This is a genomic window from Dactylosporangium fulvum, assembly GCF_025137375.1.
Lineage (GTDB): Bacteria > Actinomycetota > Actinomycetes > Mycobacteriales > Micromonosporaceae > Dactylosporangium > Dactylosporangium fulvum.
This window is the reverse complement of sequence record NZ_CP073720.1, coordinates 6,460,051-6,485,941: the sequence shown is the minus strand read 5'-3', so window position 1 is coordinate 6,485,941 and position 25,891 is coordinate 6,460,051. Positions and strand designations below refer to the sequence as shown.

The 25,891-nt window shown below is 71.9% G+C and carries 25 protein-coding genes; 12 read left to right on the top strand and 13 right to left on the bottom strand.

What is annotated here, in order from left to right; genetic code table 11:
- Nucleotides 1-45 precede the first annotated feature (45 nt).
- The 4 genes from Dfulv_RS29960 to Dfulv_RS29945 form a co-directional block, all read right to left on the bottom strand.
- Nucleotides 46-915 (bottom strand): alpha/beta hydrolase, encoded by an 870-nt coding sequence (locus Dfulv_RS29960; RefSeq protein ID WP_259857075.1) that lies wholly within the window; start codon nt 913-915, stop codon nt 46-48.
- Entirely contained in the window at nt 915-1,586 is a 672-nt protein-coding gene (locus Dfulv_RS29955) for a VOC family protein (RefSeq protein WP_259857074.1), read from the bottom strand. The genes Dfulv_RS29960 and Dfulv_RS29955 overlap by 1 nt, the downstream gene beginning before the upstream one ends.
- A gap of 5 nt (nt 1,587-1,591) precedes the next feature.
- The gene (locus tag Dfulv_RS29950; protein WP_259857073.1) at nt 1,592-1,783 is read right to left on the bottom strand and encodes a hypothetical protein; all 192 of its coding nucleotides are present in this window, start codon (nt 1,781-1,783) and stop codon (nt 1,592-1,594) included.
- A gap of 66 nt (nt 1,784-1,849) precedes the next feature.
- On the bottom strand, nt 1,850-3,076 hold the full coding sequence (locus tag Dfulv_RS29945) for an MFS transporter (protein WP_259857072.1): 1,227 nt from the start codon (nt 3,074-3,076) through the stop codon (nt 1,850-1,852).
- Between the two features lie 104 nt (nt 3,077-3,180).
- On the opposite strand from Dfulv_RS29945, the gene Dfulv_RS29940 reads away from it, so the two are divergent.
- The 4 genes from Dfulv_RS29940 to lepB all read left to right on the top strand — a co-directional run bounded on the left by Dfulv_RS29940 (nt 3,181) and on the right by lepB (nt 5,564).
- The gene (locus Dfulv_RS29940) at nt 3,181-3,735 is read left to right on the top strand and encodes a TetR/AcrR family transcriptional regulator (protein ID WP_259857071.1); all 555 of its coding nucleotides are present in this window, start codon (nt 3,181-3,183) and stop codon (nt 3,733-3,735) included.
- A gap of 81 nt (nt 3,736-3,816) precedes the next feature.
- A complete protein-coding gene (locus Dfulv_RS29935; RefSeq protein ID WP_259857069.1) occupies nt 3,817-4,182 on the top strand; it encodes a DUF427 domain-containing protein in 366 nt (121 codons plus the stop codon).
- Between the two features lie 174 nt (nt 4,183-4,356).
- The gene (locus tag Dfulv_RS29930; RefSeq protein ID WP_259857067.1) at nt 4,357-4,815 is read left to right on the top strand and encodes a sigma-70 family RNA polymerase sigma factor; all 459 of its coding nucleotides are present in this window, start codon (nt 4,357-4,359) and stop codon (nt 4,813-4,815) included.
- The gene (gene lepB / locus Dfulv_RS29925; protein ID WP_259857065.1) at nt 4,812-5,564 is read left to right on the top strand and encodes a signal peptidase I; all 753 of its coding nucleotides are present in this window, start codon (nt 4,812-4,814) and stop codon (nt 5,562-5,564) included. Before Dfulv_RS29930 ends, lepB begins: the two co-directional genes overlap by 4 nt.
- A 50-nt stretch (nt 5,565-5,614) precedes the next feature.
- On the opposite strand, the gene Dfulv_RS29920 is transcribed toward lepB, so the two are convergent.
- Genes Dfulv_RS29920 through Dfulv_RS29910 form a run of 3 tightly spaced genes read right to left on the bottom strand, consistent with a single transcriptional unit; the run spans nt 5,615 to nt 9,488 of the window.
- Entirely contained in the window at nt 5,615-7,606 is a 1,992-nt protein-coding gene (locus Dfulv_RS29920) for a hypothetical protein (protein ID WP_259857063.1), read from the bottom strand.
- On the bottom strand, nt 7,603-8,757 hold the full coding sequence (locus Dfulv_RS29915) for a 5'-methylthioadenosine/S-adenosylhomocysteine nucleosidase family protein (protein WP_259857061.1): 1,155 nt from the start codon (nt 8,755-8,757) through the stop codon (nt 7,603-7,605). The genes Dfulv_RS29920 and Dfulv_RS29915 overlap by 4 nt, the downstream gene beginning before the upstream one ends.
- A complete protein-coding gene (locus tag Dfulv_RS29910; protein WP_259857059.1) occupies nt 8,754-9,488 on the bottom strand; it encodes an NUDIX hydrolase in 735 nt (244 codons plus the stop codon). The genes Dfulv_RS29915 and Dfulv_RS29910 overlap by 4 nt, the downstream gene beginning before the upstream one ends.
- Nucleotides 9,489-9,728: 240 nt before the next feature.
- Here Dfulv_RS29910 and Dfulv_RS29905 point away from each other — a divergent pair, with 240 nt between their 5' ends.
- Nucleotides 9,729-10,961, top strand: coding sequence for a L,D-transpeptidase (locus Dfulv_RS29905; protein WP_259857058.1), 1,233 nt, complete (start codon nt 9,729-9,731; stop codon nt 10,959-10,961).
- Nucleotides 10,962-10,976: 15 nt separating this feature from the next.
- Here Dfulv_RS29905 and Dfulv_RS29900 read toward each other — a convergent pair whose 3' ends face one another.
- Nucleotides 10,977-11,771, bottom strand: a complete 795-nt coding sequence (locus Dfulv_RS29900) for an alpha/beta fold hydrolase (protein WP_259857057.1) — start codon at nt 11,769-11,771, stop codon at nt 10,977-10,979.
- 56 nt (nt 11,772-11,827) lie between these two features.
- Here Dfulv_RS29900 and Dfulv_RS29895 point away from each other — a divergent pair, with 56 nt between their 5' ends.
- Nucleotides 11,828-12,247, top strand: coding sequence for a MarR family winged helix-turn-helix transcriptional regulator (locus tag Dfulv_RS29895; RefSeq protein ID WP_259857056.1), 420 nt, complete (start codon nt 11,828-11,830; stop codon nt 12,245-12,247).
- Between the two features lie 1,960 nt (nt 12,248-14,207).
- Here the strand turns inward: Dfulv_RS29895 and Dfulv_RS29890 are convergent.
- Both Dfulv_RS29890 and Dfulv_RS29885 read right to left on the bottom strand, forming a co-directional pair.
- Complete coding sequence (locus Dfulv_RS29890; protein ID WP_259857055.1) at nt 14,208-15,059, bottom strand: LLM class flavin-dependent oxidoreductase; 852 nt, start codon at nt 15,057-15,059, stop codon at nt 14,208-14,210.
- 18 nt (nt 15,060-15,077) lie between these two features.
- A complete protein-coding gene (locus Dfulv_RS29885) occupies nt 15,078-15,719 on the bottom strand; it encodes a CPBP family intramembrane glutamic endopeptidase (protein WP_259857054.1) in 642 nt (213 codons plus the stop codon).
- A gap of 52 nt (nt 15,720-15,771) precedes the next feature.
- On the opposite strand from Dfulv_RS29885, the gene Dfulv_RS29880 reads away from it, so the two are divergent.
- The 4 genes from Dfulv_RS29880 to Dfulv_RS29865 all read left to right on the top strand — a co-directional run bounded on the left by Dfulv_RS29880 (nt 15,772) and on the right by Dfulv_RS29865 (nt 20,485).
- A complete protein-coding gene (locus tag Dfulv_RS29880; RefSeq protein ID WP_259857052.1) occupies nt 15,772-16,869 on the top strand; it encodes an endonuclease/exonuclease/phosphatase family protein in 1,098 nt (365 codons plus the stop codon).
- A gap of 139 nt (nt 16,870-17,008) precedes the next feature.
- Entirely contained in the window at nt 17,009-17,965 is a 957-nt protein-coding gene (locus tag Dfulv_RS29875; protein ID WP_259857050.1) for a hypothetical protein, read from the top strand.
- Nucleotides 17,966-18,074: 109 nt separating this feature from the next.
- Nucleotides 18,075-18,575, top strand: coding sequence for a hypothetical protein (locus Dfulv_RS29870; RefSeq protein ID WP_259857048.1), 501 nt, complete (start codon nt 18,075-18,077; stop codon nt 18,573-18,575).
- Nucleotides 18,572-20,485, top strand: coding sequence for a DNA recombination protein RecN (locus tag Dfulv_RS29865; protein WP_259857047.1), 1,914 nt, complete (start codon nt 18,572-18,574; stop codon nt 20,483-20,485). Before Dfulv_RS29870 ends, Dfulv_RS29865 begins: the two co-directional genes overlap by 4 nt.
- Here Dfulv_RS29865 and Dfulv_RS29860 read toward each other — a convergent pair.
- A complete protein-coding gene (locus tag Dfulv_RS29860; RefSeq protein ID WP_259857046.1) occupies nt 20,463-21,224 on the bottom strand; it encodes a hypothetical protein in 762 nt (253 codons plus the stop codon). The genes Dfulv_RS29865 and Dfulv_RS29860 overlap by 23 nt on opposite strands.
- Nucleotides 21,221-22,885: a PQQ-like beta-propeller repeat protein gene (locus tag Dfulv_RS29855; RefSeq protein WP_259857044.1), complete on the bottom strand. Its 1,665-nt coding sequence runs from the start codon at nt 22,883-22,885 to the stop codon at nt 21,221-21,223. The genes Dfulv_RS29860 and Dfulv_RS29855 overlap by 4 nt, the downstream gene beginning before the upstream one ends.
- Nucleotides 22,886-23,086: 201 nt before the next feature.
- Here Dfulv_RS29855 and Dfulv_RS29850 point away from each other — a divergent pair, with 201 nt between their 5' ends.
- Both Dfulv_RS29850 and Dfulv_RS29845 read left to right on the top strand, forming a co-directional pair.
- Complete coding sequence (locus Dfulv_RS29850) at nt 23,087-24,058, top strand: glutathione S-transferase family protein (protein ID WP_259857043.1); 972 nt, start codon at nt 23,087-23,089, stop codon at nt 24,056-24,058.
- Between the two features lie 13 nt (nt 24,059-24,071).
- Nucleotides 24,072-24,803: an SDR family oxidoreductase gene (locus Dfulv_RS29845; protein WP_259857042.1), complete on the top strand. Its 732-nt coding sequence runs from the start codon at nt 24,072-24,074 to the stop codon at nt 24,801-24,803.
- Between the two features lie 7 nt (nt 24,804-24,810).
- Here the strand turns inward: Dfulv_RS29845 and Dfulv_RS29840 are convergent, their stop codons facing one another.
- The gene (locus tag Dfulv_RS29840) at nt 24,811-25,869 is read right to left on the bottom strand and encodes a serine hydrolase domain-containing protein (protein ID WP_259857041.1); all 1,059 of its coding nucleotides are present in this window, start codon (nt 25,867-25,869) and stop codon (nt 24,811-24,813) included.
- Nucleotides 25,870-25,891 lie beyond the last annotated feature (22 nt).

Sequence of the window (25,891 nt, the reverse complement as noted above, 5' to 3'; positions counted from 1 at the left end):
GGCTTCTCCCTCTTGCGGTTTTGCGGATCTCGCGCGTCGCCGACCTTAGCAACTGTTCCTGTACGACTGGTGATCGTGTCGGGAAGCCACCAGCTCCGCGGCGTCGGCGAGGAACCGCTGGTCGGCCGCTGCCGAGCCGGGGGAGACGTGGGCAAGGGTCGGGAAGTTGTGCACGAGCCCCGCCTCTTCCCGGTGTCGTACGGGCACGCCCGCTTCCCGCAGCCGCGCCGCGTACCGGTTGCCGCCGTCGCGGAGCGGGTCGTGCTCGACGGTGACCACCACCGCCGGCGGCAGCCCCGTGAGGTCGGCCTCCAGCGGGTTGACCGCGCCGGCCGGGGCCCACCAGGAGATCCAGTCCCGCAGCTCCGGGATGTCCAGGACGAAGCCGGTGTCCTTCTCCGCGACGCTGGGCTGGTCCAGCGTGACGTCGGCCAGCGGGCAGACGAGCAGCTGGCCGGCCAGACGACCCCGGAAGCGCAGTGCGGCCTGGATCGCCAGGAAGCCGCCGGCCGAGTCGCCGGCCACCACGACCGGCCCGTGGCCGAGGGCGTGCTCGACGACGGCGGCCACGTCGTCGACGGCGGCCGGGAACGGGTGCTCGGGGGCGCGCCGGTAGCCGACCGCGACCACGGTCCGGCCGGTGGCCGCCGCGATCCGCCGGCAGAAGGCGTCGTGGGTGTCGAGGTCGCCGACGACGAACCCGCCGCCGTGCGCGAAGACGACGGTTCCGGCCTGCTGCCGGTACGTCCGGACCGGGACACCGCCGGCGACCCCGTCGGAGACCGGCATTCCGGGGCCTGCCGGCCGTGCCGCGGCGCGGTCCCGGGAGGCCTGCCGCAGTGCCGGCACGTCCTCCCGCGTGGACCGGGTCGCCGGTCCGCCGACGAGGGAGGCGAGGTGGGCGTCGGCGAACATCAGTCGCGTCCCTGCCAGGTCGTGATGCAGGCCTCGTTGCCCTCGGCGTCGGCGAGGATCCAGAACATGGGCGCCCGGTCGGCCGACACCATGACACCACCGGCGGCGAGGGCCGCGTCGACGCGGGCCTGCGCCTGGTCGTGCGGCACGGAGATGTCGAAGTGGATCCGGTTGCGCTGCGGGCGGGGCACGTCCATCTGCTGGAACCACACCGCCGGGCCGAGCCGCAGCGGGTCGACGATCGGCGCCTGCGTCCCGCCGGTCCAGCCCGCTTCGTCCTCGTACGCGAAGATCGCCTTCCAGAACGGCCGGATCGCGGCGATGTCCAGCGCGTCGATCGCCAGCTCGAGCAACTGCGTCCCGGCGGGCGCGGGGTCCAGGTCCAGCTCGCGCAGCGAGCCGGTCAGCCGGACGGCGAGCTCGACGTCGCGCCCGGTGACGGCCGCGGCACCGAGTGTCTGCAGGGTCAGCACCACGTGGTCGTGGCGCAGGTCGAGCCACAGGTGCCCGTCGGCGTCGTCCCCGGCGACCGTCACGCATCGGGCCGCGACCTCGGCGGCCTGCCGGACCGAGCCGACGGGCACCGAGGCGCGCAGCGTGCCGAGGACGTACCGCCAGCCGAGGTCGCCGACGGCGGCGGAGATCGAGCGCAGGGTGAGGGGGTTCGTCACACCGACTACATATACAGGTCGACGCCCGTGCCGTCGGAGACGTTGGCGGCCACCTGGAGGTTGTGCTTGGTGCCCAGCAGTGCCGACAGGGTGTCGGCCTGGGCGTTGACCTGGGCCCGGCGGGTGCCCGGGTCGACCGGGGCGCCGGCGGCGGGCACGCTCCAGGTCACGGACGAGCCGATCGATCCGACGCTCATGGACGCTCCTTCGGCCGGTGCGGGGCTGGTCCTCTGCCATCGGCGCGCGACCGGCCGACCTGAGCGTTACCGGCGGGTCAGCCGCCACTGCGTCGCCACGCCGGCCACGGCCGCCAGCACGATCGCCGCGCCGTACCACAGCACCGTCGTGAGCAGGCCCAGCGGCGCGACCAGCTGGCCCGCCACGATGACCGGGACGCCGAAGGAGAGGTACGCGGCGAGGAACACCGCGGCGAACAGCCCGGCCCGCTGGTGCGCCTCGGCGAGCGGGCCGACCGCGCGCAGGGCGCCCGAGAACGTGGCGCCGAAGCCGGCGCCGCCGAAGAAGCCGCCGATCCACAGCAGCGGCAGGAGCCCAGCGGCGACGCCGGTGAGCACGATCACCGCGCCGACGAGGACCGCCACGGCGCCGAGCAGGACGACCCGCCGCGCCGCGAACCGGCCGAGGACGAACCCGGCGGCGGCCGCCGCTGTCGCCGGCAGGAACGCGGTCGCGCCGTTGAGCAGCCCGCTGTCGATGCCGAACACGTCGCGGATGATCGTCGGCGACAGGCCCATGAACAGCCCGGCGAACATCCACGACGCCAGGTGCACCGGGGCGGCGGCGAAGAACTCGCGCCGGGCGGCCGGCGGCACGGAGACCCGCGGCTTGAGGGAGTCGAGGGCGCCGGCCTGCCGCGTGACGGTCTCCGCCGAGAGGGCGGCGGTGACGGTACCGAATGCCATGATCACGGCGAGCGTGGTGAACACGATCAGGTTCGCGTGCTGGGTGAACTGGACGGCTACGCCGGTGAGCAGCGCGCCGAGGCCCAGCCCGCCCGCGGGGGCGACGGCGCCGACGATCGCGCCGAGGCGTTTGTGCCGCGGCGGGGCCAGCTCCACGAGCGCGGCGGTGAAGGCGCTGCTCGCGGCGCCGGTGGCGATGCCCTGGACGACACGGGCGGCGATCACCCAGCCGATGTCCGGCGCGAAGACGAACATGACCATCGCGACGACCTCGACGACCAGCGCGCCGACGAGCACCGGGCGGCGGCCGACGTGGTCGGACAGCGAGCCGACGACCACCAGTGACGCGAGCAGGCCGATCGCGTAGGCGGCGAAGGCGATGGTGAGCACCCACGGCGGGAAGCCCCACTCGCGCTCGAACAGCACCAGCAGCGGCGTGGGTGCGCCGGCGGCGAGGTAGAGCGAGGCGAAGGCGAACCCGGCGCCGGCGAACGCGACCCCCGGAGGCAACGTGCGCCGGCGGTGGTCGAGGGACTGGTACGGGCGGTCGAGTGTGCTGGTCGACACCGCGTGCCTCCTAAAAGCAAAACTCTTTGCGTTACGCTTCGCAGTGAAGCTACACGGGTTCCGGCCCGCTAAAGCAAAGTCCTTTGCGTTAGGAGCGTCACACTATGGCTGCCCCAGTGAGGCGTACGGGCGGGCGCAGCGCCGCGGTGCTGTCGTCGATCCGGGCCGCCGTCGAGGAACTGGTCCGCGAGCGGGGTGCGGAGCGGGTCACCATCCCGCTGGTCGCCGAGCGCGCCGGGGTCAACCCGACCAGCGTCTACCGGCGGTGGGGCGACGCGGCCACGCTGATCAACGACATCGCCACGTATCGCCTGGATCCGGACCGGCCCATCCCGGACACCGGCGACCTGCGGGCCGACCTCGTCGCCTGGGCCGGTGAGGTCGTCGAGCACTACCGCAAGCCGGTGAACGCGGCCCTGCTGCGCGGCGGCGCGGCGACGGCCGGCGAGCGGGAGTCCGACTGCCTGCGCAACCGCCGTGCCGAGGCGACGATGCTCGTGGACCGGGCCGGGCCGGGGAGCCCGGTGACGGCCGACGAAGTGATCGACGGGGTGATCGCCCCGATCGCCTACCGGGCCATCTTCCTGCCCTGGACACTCGACGAGGCGACCGCCGGGCGGCTCGTGGACCGGTTGTTGCCGACAGGCAGGTCTGCCTAGGGTGCGTATCACGCCGGGACGATCCGGCGCCGGCGAGCGATGACCCTGCCAACGTCAGTTGACCCGCATTAGCGTGGAGGGATGAGTCGTCCCCATCTGATCCCAGGACCTGACCATCCGATCACCGTGCAGCCGGCCAAGGAGCGGATCGTGGTCCGCGTCGGCGAGAAGGTCGTCGCGGACACGACCGACGCGCTCGCGCTGCAGGAGGCGAACTACCCGGTCGTCTACTACATCCCGCTCGCCGACGTCGACCGGAGCCAGCTGCAGCGGACCGACCACAGCACCTACTGCCCGTACAAGGGCGACGCGTCGTACTACAGCATCGGCGACCTCAACAACGTGGTGTGGAGCTACGAGACGCCGTATCCCGCGGTCGAGCCGATCGCCGAGCGTGTCGCGTTCTACACCGACAAGGTCGAGCTGACGGTCGTCGAGGCACAGTAACCATGTCGCGGCCCTCGGCGCGGGAGCGACTGCTGGCAGCCTCTTCTACGCCGAGGGCATGCACAAGATGGCCGGTTAGCGTGCAACGACGTTGGAACAGATCTCGTTGTGGTAGGTGTGACCCCGTCAGAGGAGCAGGACTTCACGGAGTTCGTGCAAGTCCATGGCGACCAGTTGCTGCGGTTCGCGCGGTTGCTTGTGCCGGACGCCGCCGAGGCCGAGGACGTCCTGCAGACCGCCCTGCTGCGGTTAACCAGGCACTGGTCGAGGCAGTTAGATTCCCCGGTGGCGTACGTTCGGGCGACGCTTGTGAATCTCGCGAAGGACCGTGGTCGGCGCAGCTATCTCGTCCCTGTCCCCGTGCAGGCAGACCCGGACCTGTTGACTGCCGGGCCAGATCACGCCGAGGCGATCGCGGCCCGGGCGCACCTCGACCAGATCCTTGCCGCCCTCCCGCCGAAACAGCGGGTGACGGTCGTGCTGCGCGTCATCGATGGACTCAGCGAAGCCGAGACGGCCGCGATCATGGAGTGCTCGCCAGGAACGGTCAAGAGCAACCTCGCGCGCGGACTACTGAAGATCCGCACGGCCCTGGAATCTTCCCTCGCCGCCGCAGAGGAGACGACGCGATGAACACGATCATGCACTCGCCGCACAGTCCGGCCGAGAAACTGCGCAGGCTGGCAACGGCTGCCGCGCCAACGGCACGCGCCCAGCCCGATCTGGCCCGGATTGTCCTCGACCGCGCCCACCGCCAGCGGCGCACGCGGCGGCTGGGCAAGACTGCGGCCGGCGTTGGCAGTGGTCTCGTGGTGCTGACCACGTTGGCGGCGGCTACCCTGCTCGGCCGCAGCGACTACGTCACCGTCACCCAACCGAGCACCGCCATGGAGTCCACCGTCCGCGTCGGGGAACGCGTCGTACTCAACAAGAAGTTGCCACCCGCGCGCGGGGATGTCGTCATCGTTCATCTCGCCCGCGACGGTCACACGTACGACGCCATGCTGCGAGTGGTCGCCCTCTCCGGTGACACGATCGGGTGCCCGGCCGGCCCGACCGGGCGATGCGCGACGATCGTCGTCAACGGAACGCCCGTGCCTGAGCCGTACCTCGGCGCAACAGCCACCGACCCGTTCCCCACCTCCACAGTGCCGGATCACATGATCTTCCTCCTCGGCGACAATCGCGCCGTCGCAAACGACTCTCGGTTCATCGGCCCGGTCCGATTCACCGACATCGGCGGCGTGGCGGTGCAGATCAAGGACCGCAACGGCCAGGTTCGAGCCGTTCCAGGTGCCCCGACCCACCCAGGCCCCGGCGATACGGACAACGTCGATCCTGCCGGGCAGGTCCCCCCGCCAGGGGTTTCAACGCCACGATAGGAAAACCAACGCAAAATCACAGACAGTCACGACACAATACTCGGAATACCTCAGTCGATCAGGTCCCGGACGGTCTCCGTCAGCTCGGTGAGCCGCTCGTCGGCTCGCCGGCGCTGGTGCCTGATCCATTCCTTCCCCTCGGCGGCGACGCCTTCCAGGATGTTCAGGGTGTGGGTGAGGCCGGATGCGTCCAGGGCGACCTGGGACAGGGTCTCCGGATCCTCTCCGGGTTCCAGGGTCCCGGTGCTCGATTCGGTCACCCGGACCCTGATCGGGGCGCCGTTGACCAGTGTCAGCTCGAACGTCTGCTGCTGGATCGCAACGCCGTCGATCCGCACGGCGGCGACCGCGTCGAAGCGGTAGTTCAACCGCTGTGTCGTGGTGGACGAACCGGTCGTGAAGTCCAGGTTGATGTCGACCTGGCGCACCCCGTCGTCGGTCAGCAGGAAGAGCAGGAGACGGTACCGTGAGTACCGCCACGGCCCGCTGCGAACACGCGCCTTCTTGTCGGACCGGGCGGGCGCCTCGATGAAGGCGTGCGCGATCACGTGACTCGGCCTGAGCCGATAGAGCCGCATGGCCTGGTCGACGAGGAGCTTGCGGTCGCACTCCAGCCAGGAGGCCATCTCGGCGTCGGACGGCCGGCGAGACAGCTTCTCCTTCCAGCGCTCGTACGCCTCCCATCGCGCGGTGAACTCCTGTTCCAGCTCGATCCGGTCGGCCCTTTCGCGCTGCCGTTCGCTGGCGATGCGGAACCACGTCCTGACGCCGATCACACCGCATGCCACGGCGAGGAGCACGCACACCGTTCCACGCAACGGCGCGGCGAGCACCGCGGTGGGCGTCATCCAGAGCCCCCCTGTGACGGCAGCCAGCAGCCCGCCCGCGAACAGGGCCTTTGCCGACAGCGGGGCACGGAGCTCGGCGCGGTACGCCGTCATGGTGCCGTGCTCCCATCGCTGTCGGACGTCGCCCACGAGGTAGCGGACCAGCCAGGCGATCCTTTCGGCATCGACCGGCTGCTCCCGGTAGATCTCCACCAGTTCGTCACGCAGCTGCCGCCGTATCCCGGCCGTCCGGGTCACCCAGGTTGACCGGTCGGTACCGTCGGGCACGTACCTGGCGAAGTACTTGGTGAAGAGCCCGTCGACCTGTCCGGCGAAGCCGCCGGAGGCTGCCTGGGCCCGGCGTTGCTGGGGCGGGGCGAATGCCGCGTCCTTCGCCCGCAACCGCTCCCGCCGGAAATGCAGGTCCCCTCCACCCACGATGACGGCTGCCACTCCGGCGACGGAGAGGAGGAAGGCGAGGATCGCGGGAGCCTGGCCGTGCTGGAGCAGCAGCCACCCGACGGTCCCGGCGGCTGTCACGAAGCCGGCCGCGCAGATGACCGTGCGCAGCTGTTCACGCATCGGGATCAAGGCCGGTCGGACGGCCCGGACCCGGGGCCGGGCAGGGGCCGGGTGGAAGAACATCCAGACCCGCTCCCTCCTGTCATGGGCCAGCTGCCCCGCCCTGGCACGCTCGATCGAGTGGTGCCACATGCGGTCTTCCAGGGGCCCTTCGAGCAGCACACCCAGGTGGTCGAAGATCTTGTTGCGCTGTCGCGGCCCGAGCGCTTCGACCTCCTTGACGACCAGTTCGGTGTCGGCGGTGTTGAGGGAGCTGAGCAGCCGGAGGATGGCCCGCAGGCCGGCCGTCCACTCATCGGTGCCGTTCAGGTGGGCGATGGTGTCGCAGATGGAGGAGAGCTGGTTGAGGTCCTCGGTGCCCAACTGCCGCAGGGTCCGCCCGCTCAGCAGGGCGAGCAGCTGGTGGAACCGCACCTCGTCGGTCTCGTAGCCCTGCGCCGCGGCGTCCTCGATGAGTTCCCGTGCCCTGGTCGGCATCCGGGCGTCGAGGTACCGCACGCCGATGCTGAAGCGTTCAACCGGCGGGGCGTCCGGTGCCACCTGGTAGACGGTGATGTTGCCGTGGACCGCTTGTGCCTGCACACCGACCTGGGCGTCGTCCTGCGCGACGTTGGTCGTGACGGGCGTCGTCACGACAGGCCCTTGGCCACGGCGACGATCGAGGCCACCTTCGCGGCCAGCTCCGCCACGTCCGTCACCAGACCGCTGAACCTCTTGAGCGCCACCAGCAGCGTGCGTCTGCTGCGCGCCGTGTTCTCCTCCAGGCAGTCGCTCGCGGTGTCCAGCTCCGCCTCTGCCGCGGCGTAGGTGTCCTCGTCCAGCCGGTGTTCCCGGTGCGCCCGCCTGAGAAGGTCCCGGAGTTCCACGATCGCCGCCGTGAGGTCGGCCGGCCGCTCCGGCTCGGCGCCGATCATGACGGTGCCGTGGATCTGTCCGGCCTGCACGCCGACCCGCGCGTTGCCGGTGGCGATGTTCGTGTTCGACAAGCCCATCCGCGCCTTCCCGCCCCTCTCCATCGGTTCCGGCCGGCCGGCCGTGTCGTCGGCGATCAATTCCTGGGCCAGGGCCACCGCGAACCCCGCCGCGTTCGCGGCCGCTCGTGGCTGCCAGTTCGCCCCGTCGGTGGTCGTCTTGGTGCCGTCGGCCCGGTCGCTGATGCCGCGGACGACGACCACCGGTAGCGCCCGGTTCAGATGGCCCGCCTGCGCGACGCCGGCACTCTCCATCTCGATCGCCACCGCGTCGTTGTAGTGCTGTCGAACCCATCTGGCCTGCTCGGAGACCGCGGAGTCCTGCACGACCTCACCCGCCGCGATCGGTCCGAAGTGGACCTCGGGGGTGCCGCCGTCGGGAAGACCGAGGGCCCACGCGCCGCTCCGGATCAGGTGCTGCGCGATCTGGCCGGCGCCGTGGGAGATCTCCCAGGCTCTCGGGCGGGCCTTGAGGCCGTCGTCCTCGCTCGTGCCACCGTGGTACGCGTAGACCTGCGAGGCCACCACCACGTCCCCGAGCCGGATGCTCGGCCACAGGGCGCCGGCGACACCGACGAAGAGCACCGCCGCCGGGGAGAACTCGGCGATGGCCCGCTCGGCCAGCACCGCCGCCGGATGGTTGCCCTTGCCCACCAGGCCGAGCGCGACACGACATCCGCTCGGGCCGAGGCGGCCGGTCTCGAAGCGTGTGCCGGCCGGGTGCCGGTGCAGCCGCGGATCGGTCATCCGCTCCCGGACCGCCTCGTATTCGAGATTGAGGGCCGTGAGGATCACGACGAGACTGCCGTTCATGCTTCTGCCGTCTCCTTTTCTGCCGAACTGGCCGGTCTGGTCATCGGGGGATGCAGCGTCGTGCGGGGACCGGCACGGAACAGCCGCGCGGGACGTCCGGTGTCCGTCTTCCTCGTCCGGTCGGCGGGAACGATGAAGCCCGCGACGCTCTGGACCTTGCGGTAGAAGTTCCGGGGGTCGAGCAGGACGCCCCACACCGCCTCGTAGACGTCCTGTAACTCCGAGATCGTGAACGTCGGGCCGCAGAACGCGGTGGCCAGCGCGGAGTGTTCGAGCTTGGTGCGGGCGCGCTCGACGCCGTCGGCGATGATCCGGTGATGGTCGAAGGCGAGCGGGACAGTTCCTGACAGCGCGCCCGCGGTCGGCGTCCAGCACGCGTCCGAGGCGTCGGTGCCGGCGATCGGCTCCGGTAGCCGGGGCGCGATCGCCAGATACGCCACGGAGACGACCCGTCCCCTCGGGTCGCGGCCGGGTGCGCCGTACACACCCAGTTGTTCGAGGTGCAGGTGATCGGCCTCCAGACCCGCCTCCTCGGACAGTTCGCGGCGGGCCGCCGCGAGGAGGTCCTCTTCCGAGTGGTTCAGGAAGCCGCCGGGAAGTGCCAAGGTGCCCCGGTGCGGGTCGACGCCGCGCTCCACGAGCAGCACCTGGAGGCAGGAGTCGCGCAGCGTAAGGATGACGAGGTCCACCGCGAGGAGCACTGCGGGCGGCACCCATGGATCGTCGGGCATGAATGTAGAGTAGCTTTTTGTCAATCTGACAGAAAGTGATCACGGGGAGCGGCTTTTCGCACACTCTGCGATTCAGGGCCGGCCGGTCATGGCGGCAATGCAACCCGCACCGGCTTGCGCGACGTCTACGAGAGGCTGGCGGGATGCCTGGTCGACCCGACAAATCGGGGCATCTCCCGCTCGGGGTTTTGCGAGGCGGTTTCGGGTCGGTACCGTTCGCGGACGGGGGAGGGCACAACCATGCTGAGTCGTCGCACGATGTTGACCACCGGGGTGGGGGTGGCGACCGGAGTCGCGATCGCCGCCTGCTCGGACGGCAAGTCCAAGGGCACGGGCGCCGGGGCGGCGGGTGATCCGTCCGGCGGTGCCGGTGGCGGTGGCGCGCAGCCCGCGACGGTCACCGTCACGCCGGCCGCCGACGCCAAGGACGTGCTGCCGGGCAGCCCGGTCACGGTCGCGATCGACAACGGCACCCTCGAGAGCGTCACCGTGAGCGGCGGCGGCAAGAACGTCGACGGCAAGCTCTCCGACGACAAGAAACAGTGGGCGTCCAGCGGCAACCTCGGCTACGGCCAGACGTACACCGTCACCGTCACGGGCACCGACGCGGCAGGCGCCGCCGTCAACCAGACCAGCACCTTCACCACGCTGAAGCCGACGAACACAGCGTCGATCACGTTCCAGGCCAACCCGATGGCGGCGCTCAAGAACGGCGGCACCTACGGCGTCGGCCAGCCCGTGATCGTGTACTTCAACAAGGCCGTCAAGAACAAGGACGCCGCCGAGCAGGCGATGACCGTCACCACCGAGCCCGCGGTCGAGGGCAAGTGGCACTGGGTGAGTGGCCAGAGTGCCCACTGGCGTCCGGCGAAGTACTGGGCGAAGGGCACCACGGTCAAGGTCAGCGTCAAGCTCCTCGGCGTCGACCTCGGCAACGGCCTCTACGGCGGCGGCAACTCCAGCGCCAGCTTCACCATCGGCCCGTCCCGCATCGCGATCGCCGACTCGAAGACGCACCAGATGGAGTGCTACATCGACGGCCAGATGGTGCGGCGGATCCCGGTCAGCATGGGCAAGGGCGGCGGCACGCGGACCGGCTCCAACGGCGAGAAGATCGACTTCCTGACCATGTCGGGCGTGCACGTCCTCATGACCAAGGAGCCGCTCGTCACGATGAGCTCGGCGAGCTATGGCATCACCGACAAGAACCACCCCGACTACTACGAGGAGAAGATCCGGCTGGCCTGCCGCATCTCGCTCTCCGGTGAGTACGTCCACATGGCCGACTGGAACATCCCGCAGCAGGGCAAGGCCAACACCTCGCACGGCTGCATCAACGTCGGCCCGGCCAACGCCCAGTGGTTCTACGACACGTTCGGCACCGGCGACGTCGTCGAGGTGCGCAACACCGGCAAGAACCTGCCGCTGACCGACGGACTCGGCGACTGGAACGTGCCGTTCGCGCAGTGGTGACACCCTGCGGGTAGCTCAGGCGCCTCGTGGGGCTTCGTCCTGTTCCAGGACCTGGCGGAGCCTCGCCGCGAACGCCTTGGGGCGGAACACGTGGCCGCTGTGGCCGCCGGGGAACTCGGTGACGTCCTTGCCGAGCGCCTTCGCCAGGGCCTCCACCGGCGCGGCGTGCATGTTGCCGCGGGAGTGCTCGCCGACGGCCGGGACGACGCGCGGCGGTTCCATCAACAGCGGCTCCAGGTAGAGCCGGAACCGGCGGGCGGCCGGGGCGTCGTGGGTCAGGAAGAACGTCAGGTTGGCCAGCCGGTCCGCCGACGGCCGGGGGAGCACCACGTCGTCCTCCCGGTCGTCCGGGTCGAGGCGTGTCATCGCGAGGAACCGGCGCATCGCGGCCGGCACGCCCTCGGCCGCGAACGCCGCCTCGACCTCCCGCTGCGCGGCGACGAACTCGGCCGGGTCGTCCAGCAGCTGGGTGAGGGGCGGCTCGTGGGCGACCACGGACCGTACCAACCCTGGATAGCGGGCTGCCAGATCGAGGCCGATCAGGGCGCCGATGCTGATGCCGAGCACGTCGACGGGCGCCTTGGCGTGCATGGCGAGCAGGAGTGCCAGGTCGTCGGTGTGCGACTCGATCGTCACCGGTCCTTCACCCGCGGGGCTGCGGGACAGCCCCCGGCGGTCATAGGTCAGGACGGTGAACCCGCCGCCGCTCACGAGTGCGTCGACGAGGGCCGCCGACCCGTCGGCGTCACCGTCGCCGCCCTGGACGATCACGAGCAGTCGATCCCCGTCGCCGCGTTTCGAGGTGTACATGAGCGAGACGCTAAACCATCAGACCTGATGCATCAAGTCTGTTGTATTCTGGGGCGGTGAACGGCTTGGAACTGCTCGTGCTGGCTCGCGCCCTGATGAAGATCGGCGGCGCCGCGCTGCCGTTGCCGGGCGGTGAGGACCTGCCGGCCAGCGTGCGTTCGGTGCTGGTCGACATCGCCCAGCACCCGGACAGTTCGGTCAGCGAGATCACCGCGCGGACCTGCTTCCCGCAGAGCCACGTCTCGGCGTCGATAGCCCGCCTCCAGGACAGCGGCGCGGTGATCACAACCCCTGACCCGAAAGACCGCCGCCGCACACTGGTACGCCCCAACCCGGCCGCGACCAGCAGACTGCTGGTGGTGACCGCGACCCCGATCGACGACGCCCTGGCCGCGGCCCTGGCCGACAAGTCGGCCCTCCCGGAGGTCCAGGCGGCGCTGAAAACGCTGGCCCGCCATTTGATCCCGAGACCCTGACGCCGGGTCCACGGCGACGACGGTGCCAGTCGTCCCCGACGCCGCCGGTGTGCGCGGGCTGCCTGGCCGGCACTCGCCGGCTGCGCCGTATTCCGACCGGCCAATTGCGCTGTCGGTGCGCAGTTCCGGCGAGCGTTTCATGATCACGGAACTTCTGGTGGCCCGGGACCCACTGAAACGTCCGTGATCATGGCTGATGCCGTCAGTCGGCACGGTCCCAGGGCGGCCTGGTCATGCGGCCTGGTTGGCGGGCTGGTCGGTGGGCTGGTCGGTGGGCCGGGCGGCGGCTCGGTCGTGCGGCTCGGTCGGCGGCTCGGTCGGCGGCTCGGTCGGTGGGCTGGTCGGTGGGCCGGTCGTGCGGCTCGGTCGTGCGGCTCGGTCGGTGGGCTGGTCGGTGGGCCGGGCGGCGGCTCGGTCGTGCGGCGCGGTCGGCGGGCTGGTCGGCGGGCTGATCGGCGGGCCGGTCGGTGGGCCAGGCGGCGGGCCGGGCGGCGGCTGGTTGTGCGGCCTGTCCGGTTGGCGAGGCTCGGCCCGGCGCGGTGGTCGAGCGGGCTGCCCGGCTGGGCTGGCCGGTGCGGTCGCCCGTGCTGCCTGCCTGCCTGGATGTGGTGGGTGCATGGGCTGTGCCTGCTGCTCGGCGCATGGTGACGGCGACGTGTGTCGTGTCGTTCAGGCCTGGCGTGCTGCTCGGTCGGTTCCGGGGTGGGTGCCCGGCGGGAGCGTTCCCGCCGTCGCTGCCGTGCCCGGTGCGGCTCGGGAGCCTGCCGTGCCGGGGTGGCCGGTGGGAGCAGGCCTGCTCGCGGGTGGTCACCCGAACTGGCCGGCTGTCGGACCGGACCGCATCGGCACTGCTCTCAATATTTGGACAAAGTTCGATCAGGATCGATCAGTCTGCTGGTGAATTCTCATGATCCCGAAGACTTGTGGCTGCCCGGACGGCGCGAAGTCTTCGGGATCATGGGAAAGTGGCCGCATGCACGCCTGTCGATGCACCAAGATGTCGGAAATGTCTCCATCGGCTGGGTGTATTCCAGGTGGCGACCGGAATCTATGCGCATGTCGAACTCGCCTGCCCGCTTGACGGTGCGGCCCGACGGCTGCTGCTCGGCAGCTTCCGCCGCCGGTGTCGCGGCCGGTGGCCTGGGGGCTCGTATGGCCGTCTGGCGTGTGCCGGGCCGGTGTCGTGGCCGGTGTGGCTCCAGAGCCCGTATGGCCGTTCGGGCATACGCCGGGCAGGTGTCGTGGCCGTGGCTCGGGAGTCCGCGCGGCCCTTCGGCGTGTGCCGGGTCGGTGTCGTGGCCGTGGCCCGGGAGTCCGCGCGGCCCTTCGGAGTGTGCCGGGTCGGTGTTGTGGTCGGTGTGGCTTCGGAGTTCGCTTGGCTGTTCGGCGTGTGCCGGGTCGGTGTTGTGGTCGGTGTGGCTCCCGAGCCCGTATGGCCGTTCGGGCATACGCCGGGCCGGTGTCGTGGCCGTGGACCGGGAGTCCGTGCGGCCGTTCGGCACGCACCGAGCCGGCGCCGGGTCAGGCTGTCGCCGCCAGTGTCGTGCCCCGCGGTGCGGAGGGCCGGTCGCGACGCGGAGGGCCGGTCGCGGTGTGGAGGGCCGGCCGTGGCATAGCGTGTGCCGGCGGCGGTGCCGGTCACGCGGTGATGCCGCGGCTGACGAGTTCGGCGGTCTGGGACCTGTTGCTCATGGGCCGCCGGGTGCGAATGGTCCGGGCGGTGGCGTGACGGTTTGCGGCAAGACAGCATGGCCGCGTGCGGCACCAGAGAACCGTCCGCCCCGGTGCGGGGGCGTCGCCGATACGGCGGTCGTTGCGGGCTGCCGGCGATCCGGTGCCGGTCATGGCTGACCTTGCCGGGCCATGACCGGCACCGGATCGCACACGGTGCGGCAGGGGCACCACAACGACACATCACACGGGCACGGCAAAACCCGTGGTCAGGCCGGGTGGTCGCCGCCTACAGAACGGCCTCGGCCAGGGCGTCCACTTCGGACAGTGCCGGGATCGTCGGGAAGAACATTACCTCGCGAATCCCGATCTCCTCGAACGCGCGGGTCACGGACACCGCCTGGTCGGGCTTGGTGATCCGGCTCTCCACGATCCGGTCCGCCCACTCGCCCAGGAAACCGTAGTACTTGCGCAGGGCGGTCGCCGACGCGCTGAGATCGCCGAAACCGTAGTACACCAACGCCGCCAGCCGCGGCTCGCCCTCGCGGCCGCCCTCGCGCCACGCGTGGCGGATCCGTTGCACCATCGAGGCTGCCTGGTCCGGGCCGCCGCCGCCCATCGTCCAGCCGTCCGCGAACCGCACGGTGCGGGCGATCGCCGCCTCGCTGTTGCCGCCCATGAGGATCGGGACCCGGCCCTCGCGCGCCGGGGCGGGCGCGACCGGCAGGGCGCCGCCGACCGGTTCGCCGGCCCAGACTCGCTGCAGCAGGACCAGCGTTTCGTCCATGAGTGCGCCGCGGCGGTTGAACGGCCGGTCCATCGCGGCGTAGTCGTCGGGCCGGCCGCCGATGCCGAGGCCCAGGGTGAGCCGGCCGCCGGAGATGGCGTCGAGGCCCGCGGTCGCCTTGGCCAGCCACACCGGTGGGTACATCGGGGCGAGCAGGATGTCGGTGAACAGCTTGATGCGCGTGGTCGCGCCGGCGACGGCGGCGAGCGAGGTCAGCGTGTCGTAGTTCGGGTAGACGATGCGGTCGATCGTGCCGAGTGTCGCGAACCCGCGGTCCTCGGCGCGGCGGGCCCAGGCCAGCAGATCCGGTCCGGCGATGTTGAGCGTTGTCGGAAGGCCGATGCCGATGTCCATAAGGTCGACGATACGTCGCTATGCCCCGAACTGCGTGCCGTGGTAGAAATACCGCCCCAGACCTACGGTGAAGATGAGCAGGCCGTAGAGCGCGTGCTCCACGCAGGCGGTCAGCAGGGAGCGGGTCTGCTGGAAGCGCCGGGCGAACAGCCATCCTCCGGCCAGGGTGAGCACGACGGCGAGGACGTTGCCGAAGAGGATGTGCGCGAAGCCGAAGGCGACGGCGCTCCAGCAGGCCGCCACGCGCTCGGTGCCGAACAGCGGGCCGTACCGGTGCAGCAGGAACGCCCGGAAGAGCAGCTCCTGCGGATAGACCGACACGACCGGATAGGCCACGGTGATGAGCGCCCAGAGCCCGGGGTTGTGCAGCGGGAGGTCGAACAGGTGCGCACGGTCGAACAGGAACACCCCGGCGACGGCGACCACGGCCGCCGCGGCGAAGAGCCGCAGGATCGACGGCAGCGCGGGCAGCAGCGCCGAGGCCCGCCACAGGTCGCGCCGGTCGAACGTCCGGGCCCGCCGGAAGTAGAAGGCGACCACGACGGTCAGCACCAGCAGCGCCGGGATCGGGCCGCCCGGCACACGCACGAGGGCGAAGAGCCCGACGAGGACGAAGAAGACCAGTCCGAACTCGACCGCCAGCCATGATCGCGACACCATCCGGGTGACCATGCCACCCGCAGGTGACACGCGGCCCCTACTCTCGTAACCGATGCGCATCGCGAGCTACAACGTCGAGAACCTCTTCAACCGCGCGAAGATCTTCGACCAGCGCACATGGGCCGCCGGCCGGCCGGTCCTCGAAGCCTTCGAGCGGGTGTGTGAGCTGCTCGAGGAGCCGGTCTACACGCCGGAGGTCCAGCACGACGTCCTCCGCGAGCTGGGCCGGCTCGGGCTGCGCAACAGCGACACGGCGAAGTTCGCCCGGCTGCGGCAGAACCGCGGGCGGCTCGTCACGCGGCGCCGCGACGGCCGGGTCGAGATCGTCGCCGGGGGCCGGTCCGACTGGATCGGCTGGGTCGAGCTGACGACCGACCGGGTGGACGAGCTGGCCCTGCTCAACACCGCGCGGGTGATCCTCGACGTGCGCGCCGACATCCTCGGCGTGATCGAGGCGGAGAGCCGGCTCGCGCTGCGGCGCTTCGCCGAGGGCGGGCTCGGGGGGTTGTACCCCCACATCATGGTCGTCGACGGCAACGACGAGCGTGGCATCGACGTCGGGGTCATGTCCACGGTGGACTATCCGCTGATCGGTCAGCGGACCCACGTCGACGACACCGACGAGCGCGGCCGGATCTTCAGTCGCGACTGCCCGGAGTACCACTTCCGGATCCCCGGCGGCGGTGACCTCGTCGTGCTCGTCAACCATCTCAAGAGCAAGGGGTACGGCGGGAAGGTCGCCTCCGACGCGGCGCGGCGGCGGCAGGCGGCCCGCGTGGCCGAGATCTACCGCAGCCGGTCCACCCCGCTGGTCGCGGTCGTCGGCGACCTCAACGACACCCCGGACAGCGAGCCGCTCGCGCCGCTGCTGCGCGCGACCGACCTGCGGGACATCGCCACGCATCCGGGCTTCGACGACGGCGGGCGGCCCGGCACGTACGGCTCCTGCACCGCCCGCAACAAGCTCGACTACGTCCTGCTGTCACCGGCGCTGTTCGCGGCGGCGACCGGCGGCGGCATTCTGCGCAAGGGCGTGTGGGGCGGCCGCCGCGGCGTGCTGTGGCCGATCTATGACACGATGACCCGGCCGGTGCACGCGGGCTCGGACCACGCCGCCATCTATGCGGACATCAATCTGGACAAACTCTGATCCGCCCGATCGGGCGACCAACAGCCGGTGAAATGCGCACGAACATCGCGCTGTGGGTAGCGGATCGATAGCTGCGCGTGACAATCTTGGAGCCATAAGTATCAATGGGGTCGGAAGCTGCGGTTGAAGGAGGGAGGCGATGACCGCGACTGCCGCTGCGACGAGCCTTGCCTCCGGTGAGCCCCCGATCAACTTCGCCGCGCACCAGCTGCGGGCGGGCAACCTCGCGGGCGCCCGTGACGACTTCGAGCAGATGCTCGCCATGCTGCTCGCCGCGATCTACCCCGGTGCCCGTGCGATCACCGCCAACCCCGGCGACTGGGGCATCGACATCCTGCTCGGGGAGCTGTCCGGGCTCGTTGTCGTCTGGCAGTCGAAGTACTTCTGGCCGGCCGTCACCCGCTCGTCCCAGGGGCAGATCCGCGAGTCGTTCGACTCCGCGGTCAACGCCGCGGCCCGCCACGGCTACCGGCTCGGCCAGTGGATTCTCTGCGTCCCGGCGAGCATGGACGCGCAGACCGCGCAGTGGTGGGACAACTGGCGGGCCCGCCGGCAGCGGGAGACCGGGATCACCATCGAGCTGTGGCACGAGAACGTGCTGCGCAACCTGCTCGTCAAGCCCGACTGTGCGCACGTCCGGCGGCACTTCTACGACCCGTATTCGCCGGTGCCGCCGCAGCGGGCGCCGGTGCGGGAGCCGGCGCCGCAGGACGAGACCGACCTGGACGGTGCGTTGTTCGTGCGGCAGCTGCGCGCGGCCGGGCATATCGAGGTCGGCGCGGCCAAGCGGGAGTTCTTCAACGCCGAGCTGCTGGCGCGGGAGATCCGCGACAAGCGGGTGCCCGGGGAGGTGGCGGCGCTCAGCGAGGCCGACGGCGTCGTGCACGGCATCTGGGAGGCCCGGTTCAACGCGATGGCCTTCGTCGAGGATCCACGGCTGCCGGGCCTGCACGCCGACGTCATGCGGGAGATCCGCGAGTCCGGCGCGTTCCCGGCGCAGCTGCGGGCGGGTCCGGTGCACCGGTGCGGGCTGATGCACCGGGTCGTGGAGGACCGGCGGGCCGGCTGGGTCCGGCACTGGAGGGACGTCGCATGAGCGGTCCGGAGCGGAGCGGAGGGCGCATGAGCGGTCCGGAGCGTAGCGGAGGGGCCGCTCACATGGGCTCAGGGTGGAGCTCAGGCGGCCGGAGCGGAGCGGAGGGCGCATGAGCATCGCCCCGGACGATGTTTCGGTCTTCCGGCAGGCGCGCCTGCTCCTGCTGCTCGCGACCGTGAAAGAGCCCCTCGACGCCGAACGTCTCGGCATCTACGACTTCCTGGCGGAGCACCCGCTGCTGCTGGCGCGTGCGGACGACGACCCCGACCGCACGCCGCTGCGGCTGGCGGGCTTCGACGACCGCAACGTCGCCTACGCCAGCCCCGCCCAGCGGTACGCCACCGCGCAGCTGCACCTCGGCCGCGACGTGGCGGCGCTCGTCGGGCGCGGGCTGGTCCGGGCGGCGGCCACCGGGCGGGTGACCTACCGGCTGACCACGGAGGGCGCGGCCGTGGCCGACCGATTCACCGCAATGTATGCTCACTCATACATCACAGCGGCGCGCATCGTCATCCGCCGGCTGCGGCGGATGAGCGGGCGTAAGCTTCGTGAGGGCTTGCGGCAGTGGCTCCTTCCGGCTCCTTCTCCCGTCCTGAGGGACCTGACATGATCGGCTCGCGGGCACACGGCATCCGGCTCAGGCGACTGCGCCTCCACAGCGGCGACCGGACCTACGACGTCGACTTCCGGTCCCCCGACGACTCGCCCCGCCCGCTGTCGGTGCTCGCCGGCGCGTTCAGCACCGGCAAGACCACGATCCTGGAGTTCGTCGACTACTGCCTCGGCGCGAGCGACCATCCCCGCCACCCCGAGATCATGCCGAAGGTGCGGGCCGCGACGCTCGAGGTGGAGCTGTCCGGCTCGCCGTACCTCATCGAGCGCACCGTCGGCGAGCCGTCGATGTACGCCTACGTGCGCGCCGGGCGCCTCGACGAGCCCGGCGCCACCCCGCCCGTGCGCCGGCCGCTGCGCCCCGCCGGCGACCCGGAGAGCCTGTCCAGCATGCTGCTGTCGCACTGCAAGCTGCAGGGCGTTCGGCTGTCGCAGGAGACCGAGGACCCGCTGAGCTTCCGCGACCTCATGTGGCTGTGTTTCCTGCCCAACGAGCGCCTCGACGACAAGGACCTGCTGTTCGAGAGCGTGCCGATGAAGCATCTCAAGCTCCGGCAGGTCGTCGACGTCGTCTTCGACGTCCATGACGACCACTCGGTCGAGATCGGCCGCCGCATCCGCACGCTCGAGGCGGAGCTGGCCGGGGCCCGCACCGCGTACCGGGCCGCCGAGCAGCTCGTCGACGAGCAGCACGTCGGCGGCCGCGCCGACCTGGAGGCCCTGCACCGCACCGCGAAGGACGAGCTCGCCGCGTGCGCCCAGGCGCTGGCCGCACTCGACGCGCAGACCCGCGCCGACACCACGTTTGCCGAGGAACTGCGCGAGCGGCACCGGACGGCGGCGCGGGAGGCCCGGCGGACCGCCGCCGACCTGCGCGACCGCGAGACGCAGCTGCAGCGGATGGTCGCGCTGCGCGGCAGCTACGCCGACGACGTGAGCAAGTGGACGATGCTCGCCGAGGCCGACCGGCTGTTCGAGCCCGTGCGCGCTTCGGCCTGCCCGTCGTGCCTGACCCCGCTCGCCGGCGACGAGGAGACCTGCCCCGCCTGCCGGCTCCCGGTCGGGCCCGGCGGCGAGATCGACGTCTCCGGTGAGCTGCGCTCGGCCCGCACCCGGCTCGCCGAGCTCACCCGCTACCTCGAGGAGCTGGAGCAGGAGACGCCCGGATTGCGGATCGCGGCCGAGCGCGCCCAGGAGGCCGAGGCGCGCGCCGCCGCGGAGGTCGACGCGGCGACGGCCCATGCGGTCACGCCCTACCTCGCGCAGCGCGACGCCCTGGCCCGCCGCCGCGAGGAGGCCGCCGCGACCCTCCAGCGGGCGACCGGCGGGTTACGGCTCATCCAGAGCCTGGAACGGCGAGCCGCCGGCATCCTGCAGCAGATGGACCAGATCGCCGCGCACCGCGAGGAGCTCGCCGCCGCCGGCGCGCAGGCCCGCCGGGCGCACCGGTCCGCCGTGGTGCGCCGGGTGGGGGAGCGTTACCGGCAGATCCTCCACGCGTGGCGGTACCCGAAGCTCGCCGACGCCTACCTCGCCGAGGATCTGACGCCGTACATGCGCGGCGAGCCCTACACCGCGGCGTCCTCCGGCGGCCGCACCCTCATCGCCCTCGCCTGGCAGCTCGCGCTCTTCGAGATCGCCTGGGAGAGCCGCTCCTCGCACCCCGGCTTCCTGCTGCTCGACAGCCCGCAGAAGAACCTCGGCGTCGCCGGTGACCTCGCCGACAGCGCCACGATCGAGCGGATCTACCGGCACCTGGAGGAGTGGCTGGCCGGCCGTGGCGTCGGCGCGCAGATCGTCGTCGCCGACAACGCCCCGCCACCGACCGCGGCCGACGACGTCATCGTCCGGTTCACCCGCCGGCCCGACCAGCCGCCCTACGGCCTCATCGACGACGAGACAGGCTGAACCCGCGCGCCGGCGCGTTGTCCACATAGGTGGCGGCGTATTTCGGCGCGCTGCCGGTCAACCGGAATCCGGGGATCTCGGCGGTACGGGCCGTGCCCGCGCCGTCGACGTGGTCGACCAGCAGCGTCCAGGCGTACGTCGCCCTGCGGGCCGTGAACCCGACGGTGACGGTGCTCCGCTCGCCGCGGCGCAGTTCGAGGCGCCGCGTCGCGAAGTAGTCGGCGCCGGTGTCGTCGGTGAGGGCCGGCGTTGTGTCGTCGAGGTCGCACGTCACCCGTACCGTGGCCGGATCCGCGGCGGCGGGGACGATCGCGGTGCCGGCCAGGACCTCGGCGGTCCGCTCCAGGCGGACGCGGACGCCGGTGACCCGCACCGCCGGCTCGGCGTTGCCGGTGAACACCAGTGTGACGGTGAGCCGGTCCCGCGCCGAGCCCCCGGCCCGGTCCAGGAACGCGGGCCAGTCGGCGGTGGTCCGCGGGCCGGCGCGCAGCACCGAGGCGTCCGGGCCGCCGGTGAGCGGGTCGTGCAGCGCGAACCCGTTGACGCTCGCGGGGCTGTAGTCGGCGATGGCCTCGGCGGTGAGCGCCGGTCCGGCCGTCGCCGCGGCACCGGGCCGGGGCAGCGAGCCGTGCCGGGTGTCCGGGGTGCCGCGGTGGCCGGCGGCGAGGAGCCCGGCCGTGATCGCGGCGGCGGCCGCGACCGCACCGCCGACCCAGGCCGTCGCCCGGCGGCCGGTCACCGGATGCCCCTCGCCACCAGCCGGGCCACCGTCCGGGCGGTAGCCGGCGTGCCGGTCGTCTCGATCGAGACGATCCGCCGGCCGATCCGCATGACGATCGTCGTCACCGTCGTGCCGCGGCCGGACCGCTCGGTCCGGACGGCGGCGTCGGCGCCCGGCACGTCCACCGGCCGCCGGTCGCCGGTGATCGCGGTGAACCGCCGGCGGGCGCCGAGGTCGTCGTCGGCCGCCCAGAGGATCGAGACGGTGACCGCCGGCCCCTGGGACGCGGAGAAGTGGCACTCGGCACGGGCGGGCCCGGCCGGCGCGGTGACGTCGGCCCGTGTCGTGCCGGCGTCGCGGGCGCTCCGGTCGTCGCGGCCGGTGGGGACACGCAGGGTCGCCAGGTCGGTGTCGGTGAGTGCCGCGCAGGCGTCCGGCCAGTCCGCCGCGCCGAGGAACGCCGGCGGGCCACCCGCCCGCGTGACCGGGTGGTGCCAGGCCAGGCGGTCGTCGGCCTCGATCAGCAGCCGGCCGGCGGAGGTCGCGAGCAGCGCCGGGCCCGGCAGTTCGGTCGCGAGTCCCGGCCGGGCGCCGCCGGTGACGTCGAGCGGGTGCACGACGAGGAACGGCACCGGCCTCGGCGCCGGGCCGACGGCGAACAGCTGACCGTCTCGGCGCAGCAGGTACCGTGCCTGGATCTTGGCCCGCCAGCGGACCGTGCCGTCGGCCAGGCCGATCGCCTCGACCGCGCCGTCGTCGGGGTCCTCCGCGCGACCGGAGTGCGCGACGACCGCGACGCCCTCCTCGACAAGCACGTCGCAGAGGCCGGTGCAGCCGTCGGACGGCCGGTCGGCGAGGAGCCGCCCGTCCGGTCCGAACAGCCGGAACGTGCGGCTGTCCCGCACGATCGTCGCGCCGTCGCGGACGAGCAGCCCCGGCCCGTCTCCCGGCGGCTCGACGGGGTCGACCCGCTGCAGCACGGTCTCGGCCCGCAGCCGCCCGTCGGTCGCGTCGCGGACCTGGAGCGTGAGCCGGTCGCCGCAGCGCAGTTCGACGGCGACGGTCGTCCGGTCCCCGGCGACCCGGGCGACCTCACAGCCGTCGGGCAGGGTGACGGTCCACATGCTGGTGCCGGTCGCCGCGCTGAGCGCCGTCAGCCGCGCCCGCGCCGCACCGGGAATGGTCAGGAGCACCGCCGGGCCGGCCGCCGTCGCCTCGGTGCGCGGGGCGAGGCCGGTGCGCCAGCGGACCTCGCCGTCCTCGGTCGCCAGGGCGAACAGGACCCCGCCGTCGGCGGTGGAGCCGTTGACGAGGACGCTCCCGGCGGACAGGTCCGGCTGCGACCAGAGCACCGTCGCGTATGAGCCGGCGGTGTTCAGCGCACGCCGCCACCGCCGCGTGCCGTCGCGCCCGTCGACCCCGGTGACCTCGCGGAAGTCCTTCGCCTGGGTGACCAGGACGTCGGCGCCGGGGTCGTAGCCGACGACCGTGCCGTGTTCTTTCACGAGCTCCGTCCGGAGCACGGCGTCGCGGACCAGGAGCGCGCTGCCCGGCAGGTCCGCGGCCGCGGGTGGCGCCGGTGTCGCCGGCGGGGCCGGCAGTGATCGCGGGACACTGCCGGTGAGCAGTGCGGACGGCACGAGTAGCCCCGCGGCGGCGTACGCGGCGGACCGCCTCAACGATGCCTCCCGTGCCTCTCAAGGGTTCAGCAATCGAAACGACGGGATGAATCGGGCGTATCGGACGAAAACCTCATTCAGCCATTCGGGCTTGCTGGGCCCGGGCGGCGGCGGCCATCTTCGCGGCGTCGTGGTCCGGGCACACCCCCTCGAAGATGATCGCCGAGCCGGCGCGCGGGCCCATCGGGCAAGATTGGGCACATGGGTTCCTATCGCGCGACAGGCGAGTACCGGCGGGACTCGCGGTACATCACCACCCGCATCACCGCCGACGGGCAGGACGGCTATCCGGTGGCGCCCGGGCGGTACCGGCTGGTGGTGAGCCGGGCCTGCCCGTGGGCCAGCCGCGCGATCATCGTGCGGCGGCTGCTCGGCCTGGAGGACGTCCTGTCGATGGGCGTCTGCGGGCCGACGCACGACCAGCGCAGCTGGACCTTCGACCTCGACCCGGACGGCCGTGACCCGGTGCTCAAGATCGAGCGGTTGCAGGAGGCGTACTTCGCCCGCTTCCCCGGCTACGAGCGCGGCATCACCGTCCCCGCCGTCGTCGAGGTGACCACCGGCCAGGTCGTGACCAACGACTACGCACAGCTGACGCTCGACCTGTCGACGGAGTGGACGCGGTACCACCGCCAGGGCGCCCCGCAGCTCTACCCGGAGCACCTGCGCGAGGAGATCGACGCGGTGAACGAGGTGGTCTACAAGGACGTCAACAACGGGGTGTACCGCTGTGGCTTCGCCGGCAGCCAGGACGCCTACGACGAGGCGTTCCGCCGCCTGTTCTCCCGCCTCGATTGGCTCTCCGAGCGCCTTTCGAGCCGGCGGTACCTCGTGGGAGACGCGATCACCGAGGCCGACGTCCGGCTGTTCACCACCCTGGTCCGCTTCGACGCGGTGTACCACGGCCACTTCAAGTGCAACCTGCGCAAGCTCACCGAGATGCCGGTCCTGTGGGACTACGCCCGGGACCTGTTCCAGACGCCGGGCTTCGGCGACACGGTGAACTTCGACCACATCAAGCGGCACTATTACGAGGTGCACAAGGACCTCAACCCGTCCGGCGTCGTGCCGCTGGGCCCGGACCTGTCCAACTGGCAGCTCCCGCACGACCGCGCCGCGCTCGGCGGCTCCCCGTTCGGCGAGGGCACCCCGCCGGCCGCACCGGTCGACTGACTACCCTCCCGCCATGGACAACGTCACGGTCGTCACCGGGGGAAGCCGCGGGATCGGGGCCGCCGTCAGTCTGCGGCTGGCACACGACGGGCATCGCGTCGCGGTCGGCTACCAGCGGGCGGCCGAGGCCGCGCACGACATTGTCGGCGCCATCCGCTCCGGCGGCGGGCAGGCCGTCGCCGTCCGCGTCGACACCACCGTGGAGGAGGACGTCGTCGCCCTCTTCGACACCGCGGCCGCCGAGCTCGGGCCGGTCACCGGGCTGGTCAACAACGCCGGGATCACCTCGCCGCTCAGCCGGCTGGCGGACCTGCGGACCGAGGACCTGCGGCGGGTCGTCGACGTCAACGTCGTCGGCGCGTTTCTGTGCGCTCGGCAGGCCGCCCGTACGATGACCGAGGGCGGCGCCATCGTCAACGTCTCGTCGGGGGCCGCCACGCTGGGCAGCCCCCGCGAGTACATCCACTACGCCGCCAGCAAGGCCGCGCTCGACGCGCTGACGATCGGCCTCGCCAGGGAGTTGGCGGCCGAGGGCATCCGCGTCAACGGTGTCGCGCCCGGCTTCATCGACACCGACATCCATCTGCGCTCCGGCGACCCGGACCGGGCGGAGCACGTGGTGGGGCGCATCCCGCTGGGGCGTCTCGGCACGCCGGACGAGATCGCGGAGGCCGTCGCGTGGCTGCTCAGCCCCGCTTCGTCGTACGCCACCGGCACGACGATCCGGGTGACCGGCGGCATGTAGGTCCGGTTCAGGCCAGGCAGGCCTCGACGGCGTCGTACAGCGCGTTGCCGCGGTCGTGGTCGGCGAGCCGCCTGGTCACGTATGCCATCCAGTATCCGGTGCGCTCGTCGCCGCCCGCCGAGGAGCCGCCGATGCCGCCCATGCCGACCCAGGTGCCGTCGCGGCGCCAGCCCAGCGTCCACACGGCGCCCTCCTCCAGCAGCAGGTCGTAGCCGTCGACCTGCGGGGCCAGCGCCTCGGCCAGCAGGTCGGCCGGGAGCAGCTCAGGCAGCTTGGCGTAGAGCGCGGCGAGGCCGCGGGCGGTGGCGTGGCCGTTGACCGCCGGCATCTCACCGGTGCGCCACGCGGCGCCGTTGAGCACGTCGACGTCGAGCAGCCCGGCCGGATTGCCGAGCGCTCGCGCCCAGAGGTCGCCGTGGCCGTGGACGGACTGCTCGGGCCAGTCGGGGGAGCCGTGCTCAACCTCGGCGCACCGCCGGAGGTCCACCTCGGACAGTCCGAAGTGGACGTCGACGCCGAAGGACCGCACGACCTCGCCGATCGTCTCGCCCGTGCTGCCGCGGAGGATGGCGCCGAGGATGTTCCCGTAGGTGAGGGCGTGCTCACCGACGGCGGTGCCAGGCTCCCATTCGAGCGGCGTGGCGGCGATGGCGGCGGTGAACCGCTCCCAGTCCAGCGCCTCGGCGGGGGTGAGCGGCTCCGCGACCGCGGGCAGCCCGGCCTGGTGCGCGAGGGCGTGCCGGACGGTCGTCGCCGGGTGGGGGAACGCTTTCCAGTACCGGACGATGGGGTCGTCGAGCGCGATGGCGCCACCGGCGACCCTGGTCAGCACCGCCGTCGCGGCAATCGGTTTGCTCGTCGAGAAGACGGTGGTCAGCGTGTCCGGCTCCCACGGCCGGGTCCGTGCGGCGTCGGCCCAGCCACCCCAGAGGTCGACCACCAGCCGGCCGTCCACATAGGCGGCAACGGAGGCGCCGGTCTCCGCGCCGCTGTCGAGCTGCGCGCGAAACGCGTCAGCGACACGCTCAAAACCGTCGGCGACCGTGCCGCCCATGGGGGTCCGCATCGGGCCACTGTAGCGACCATCA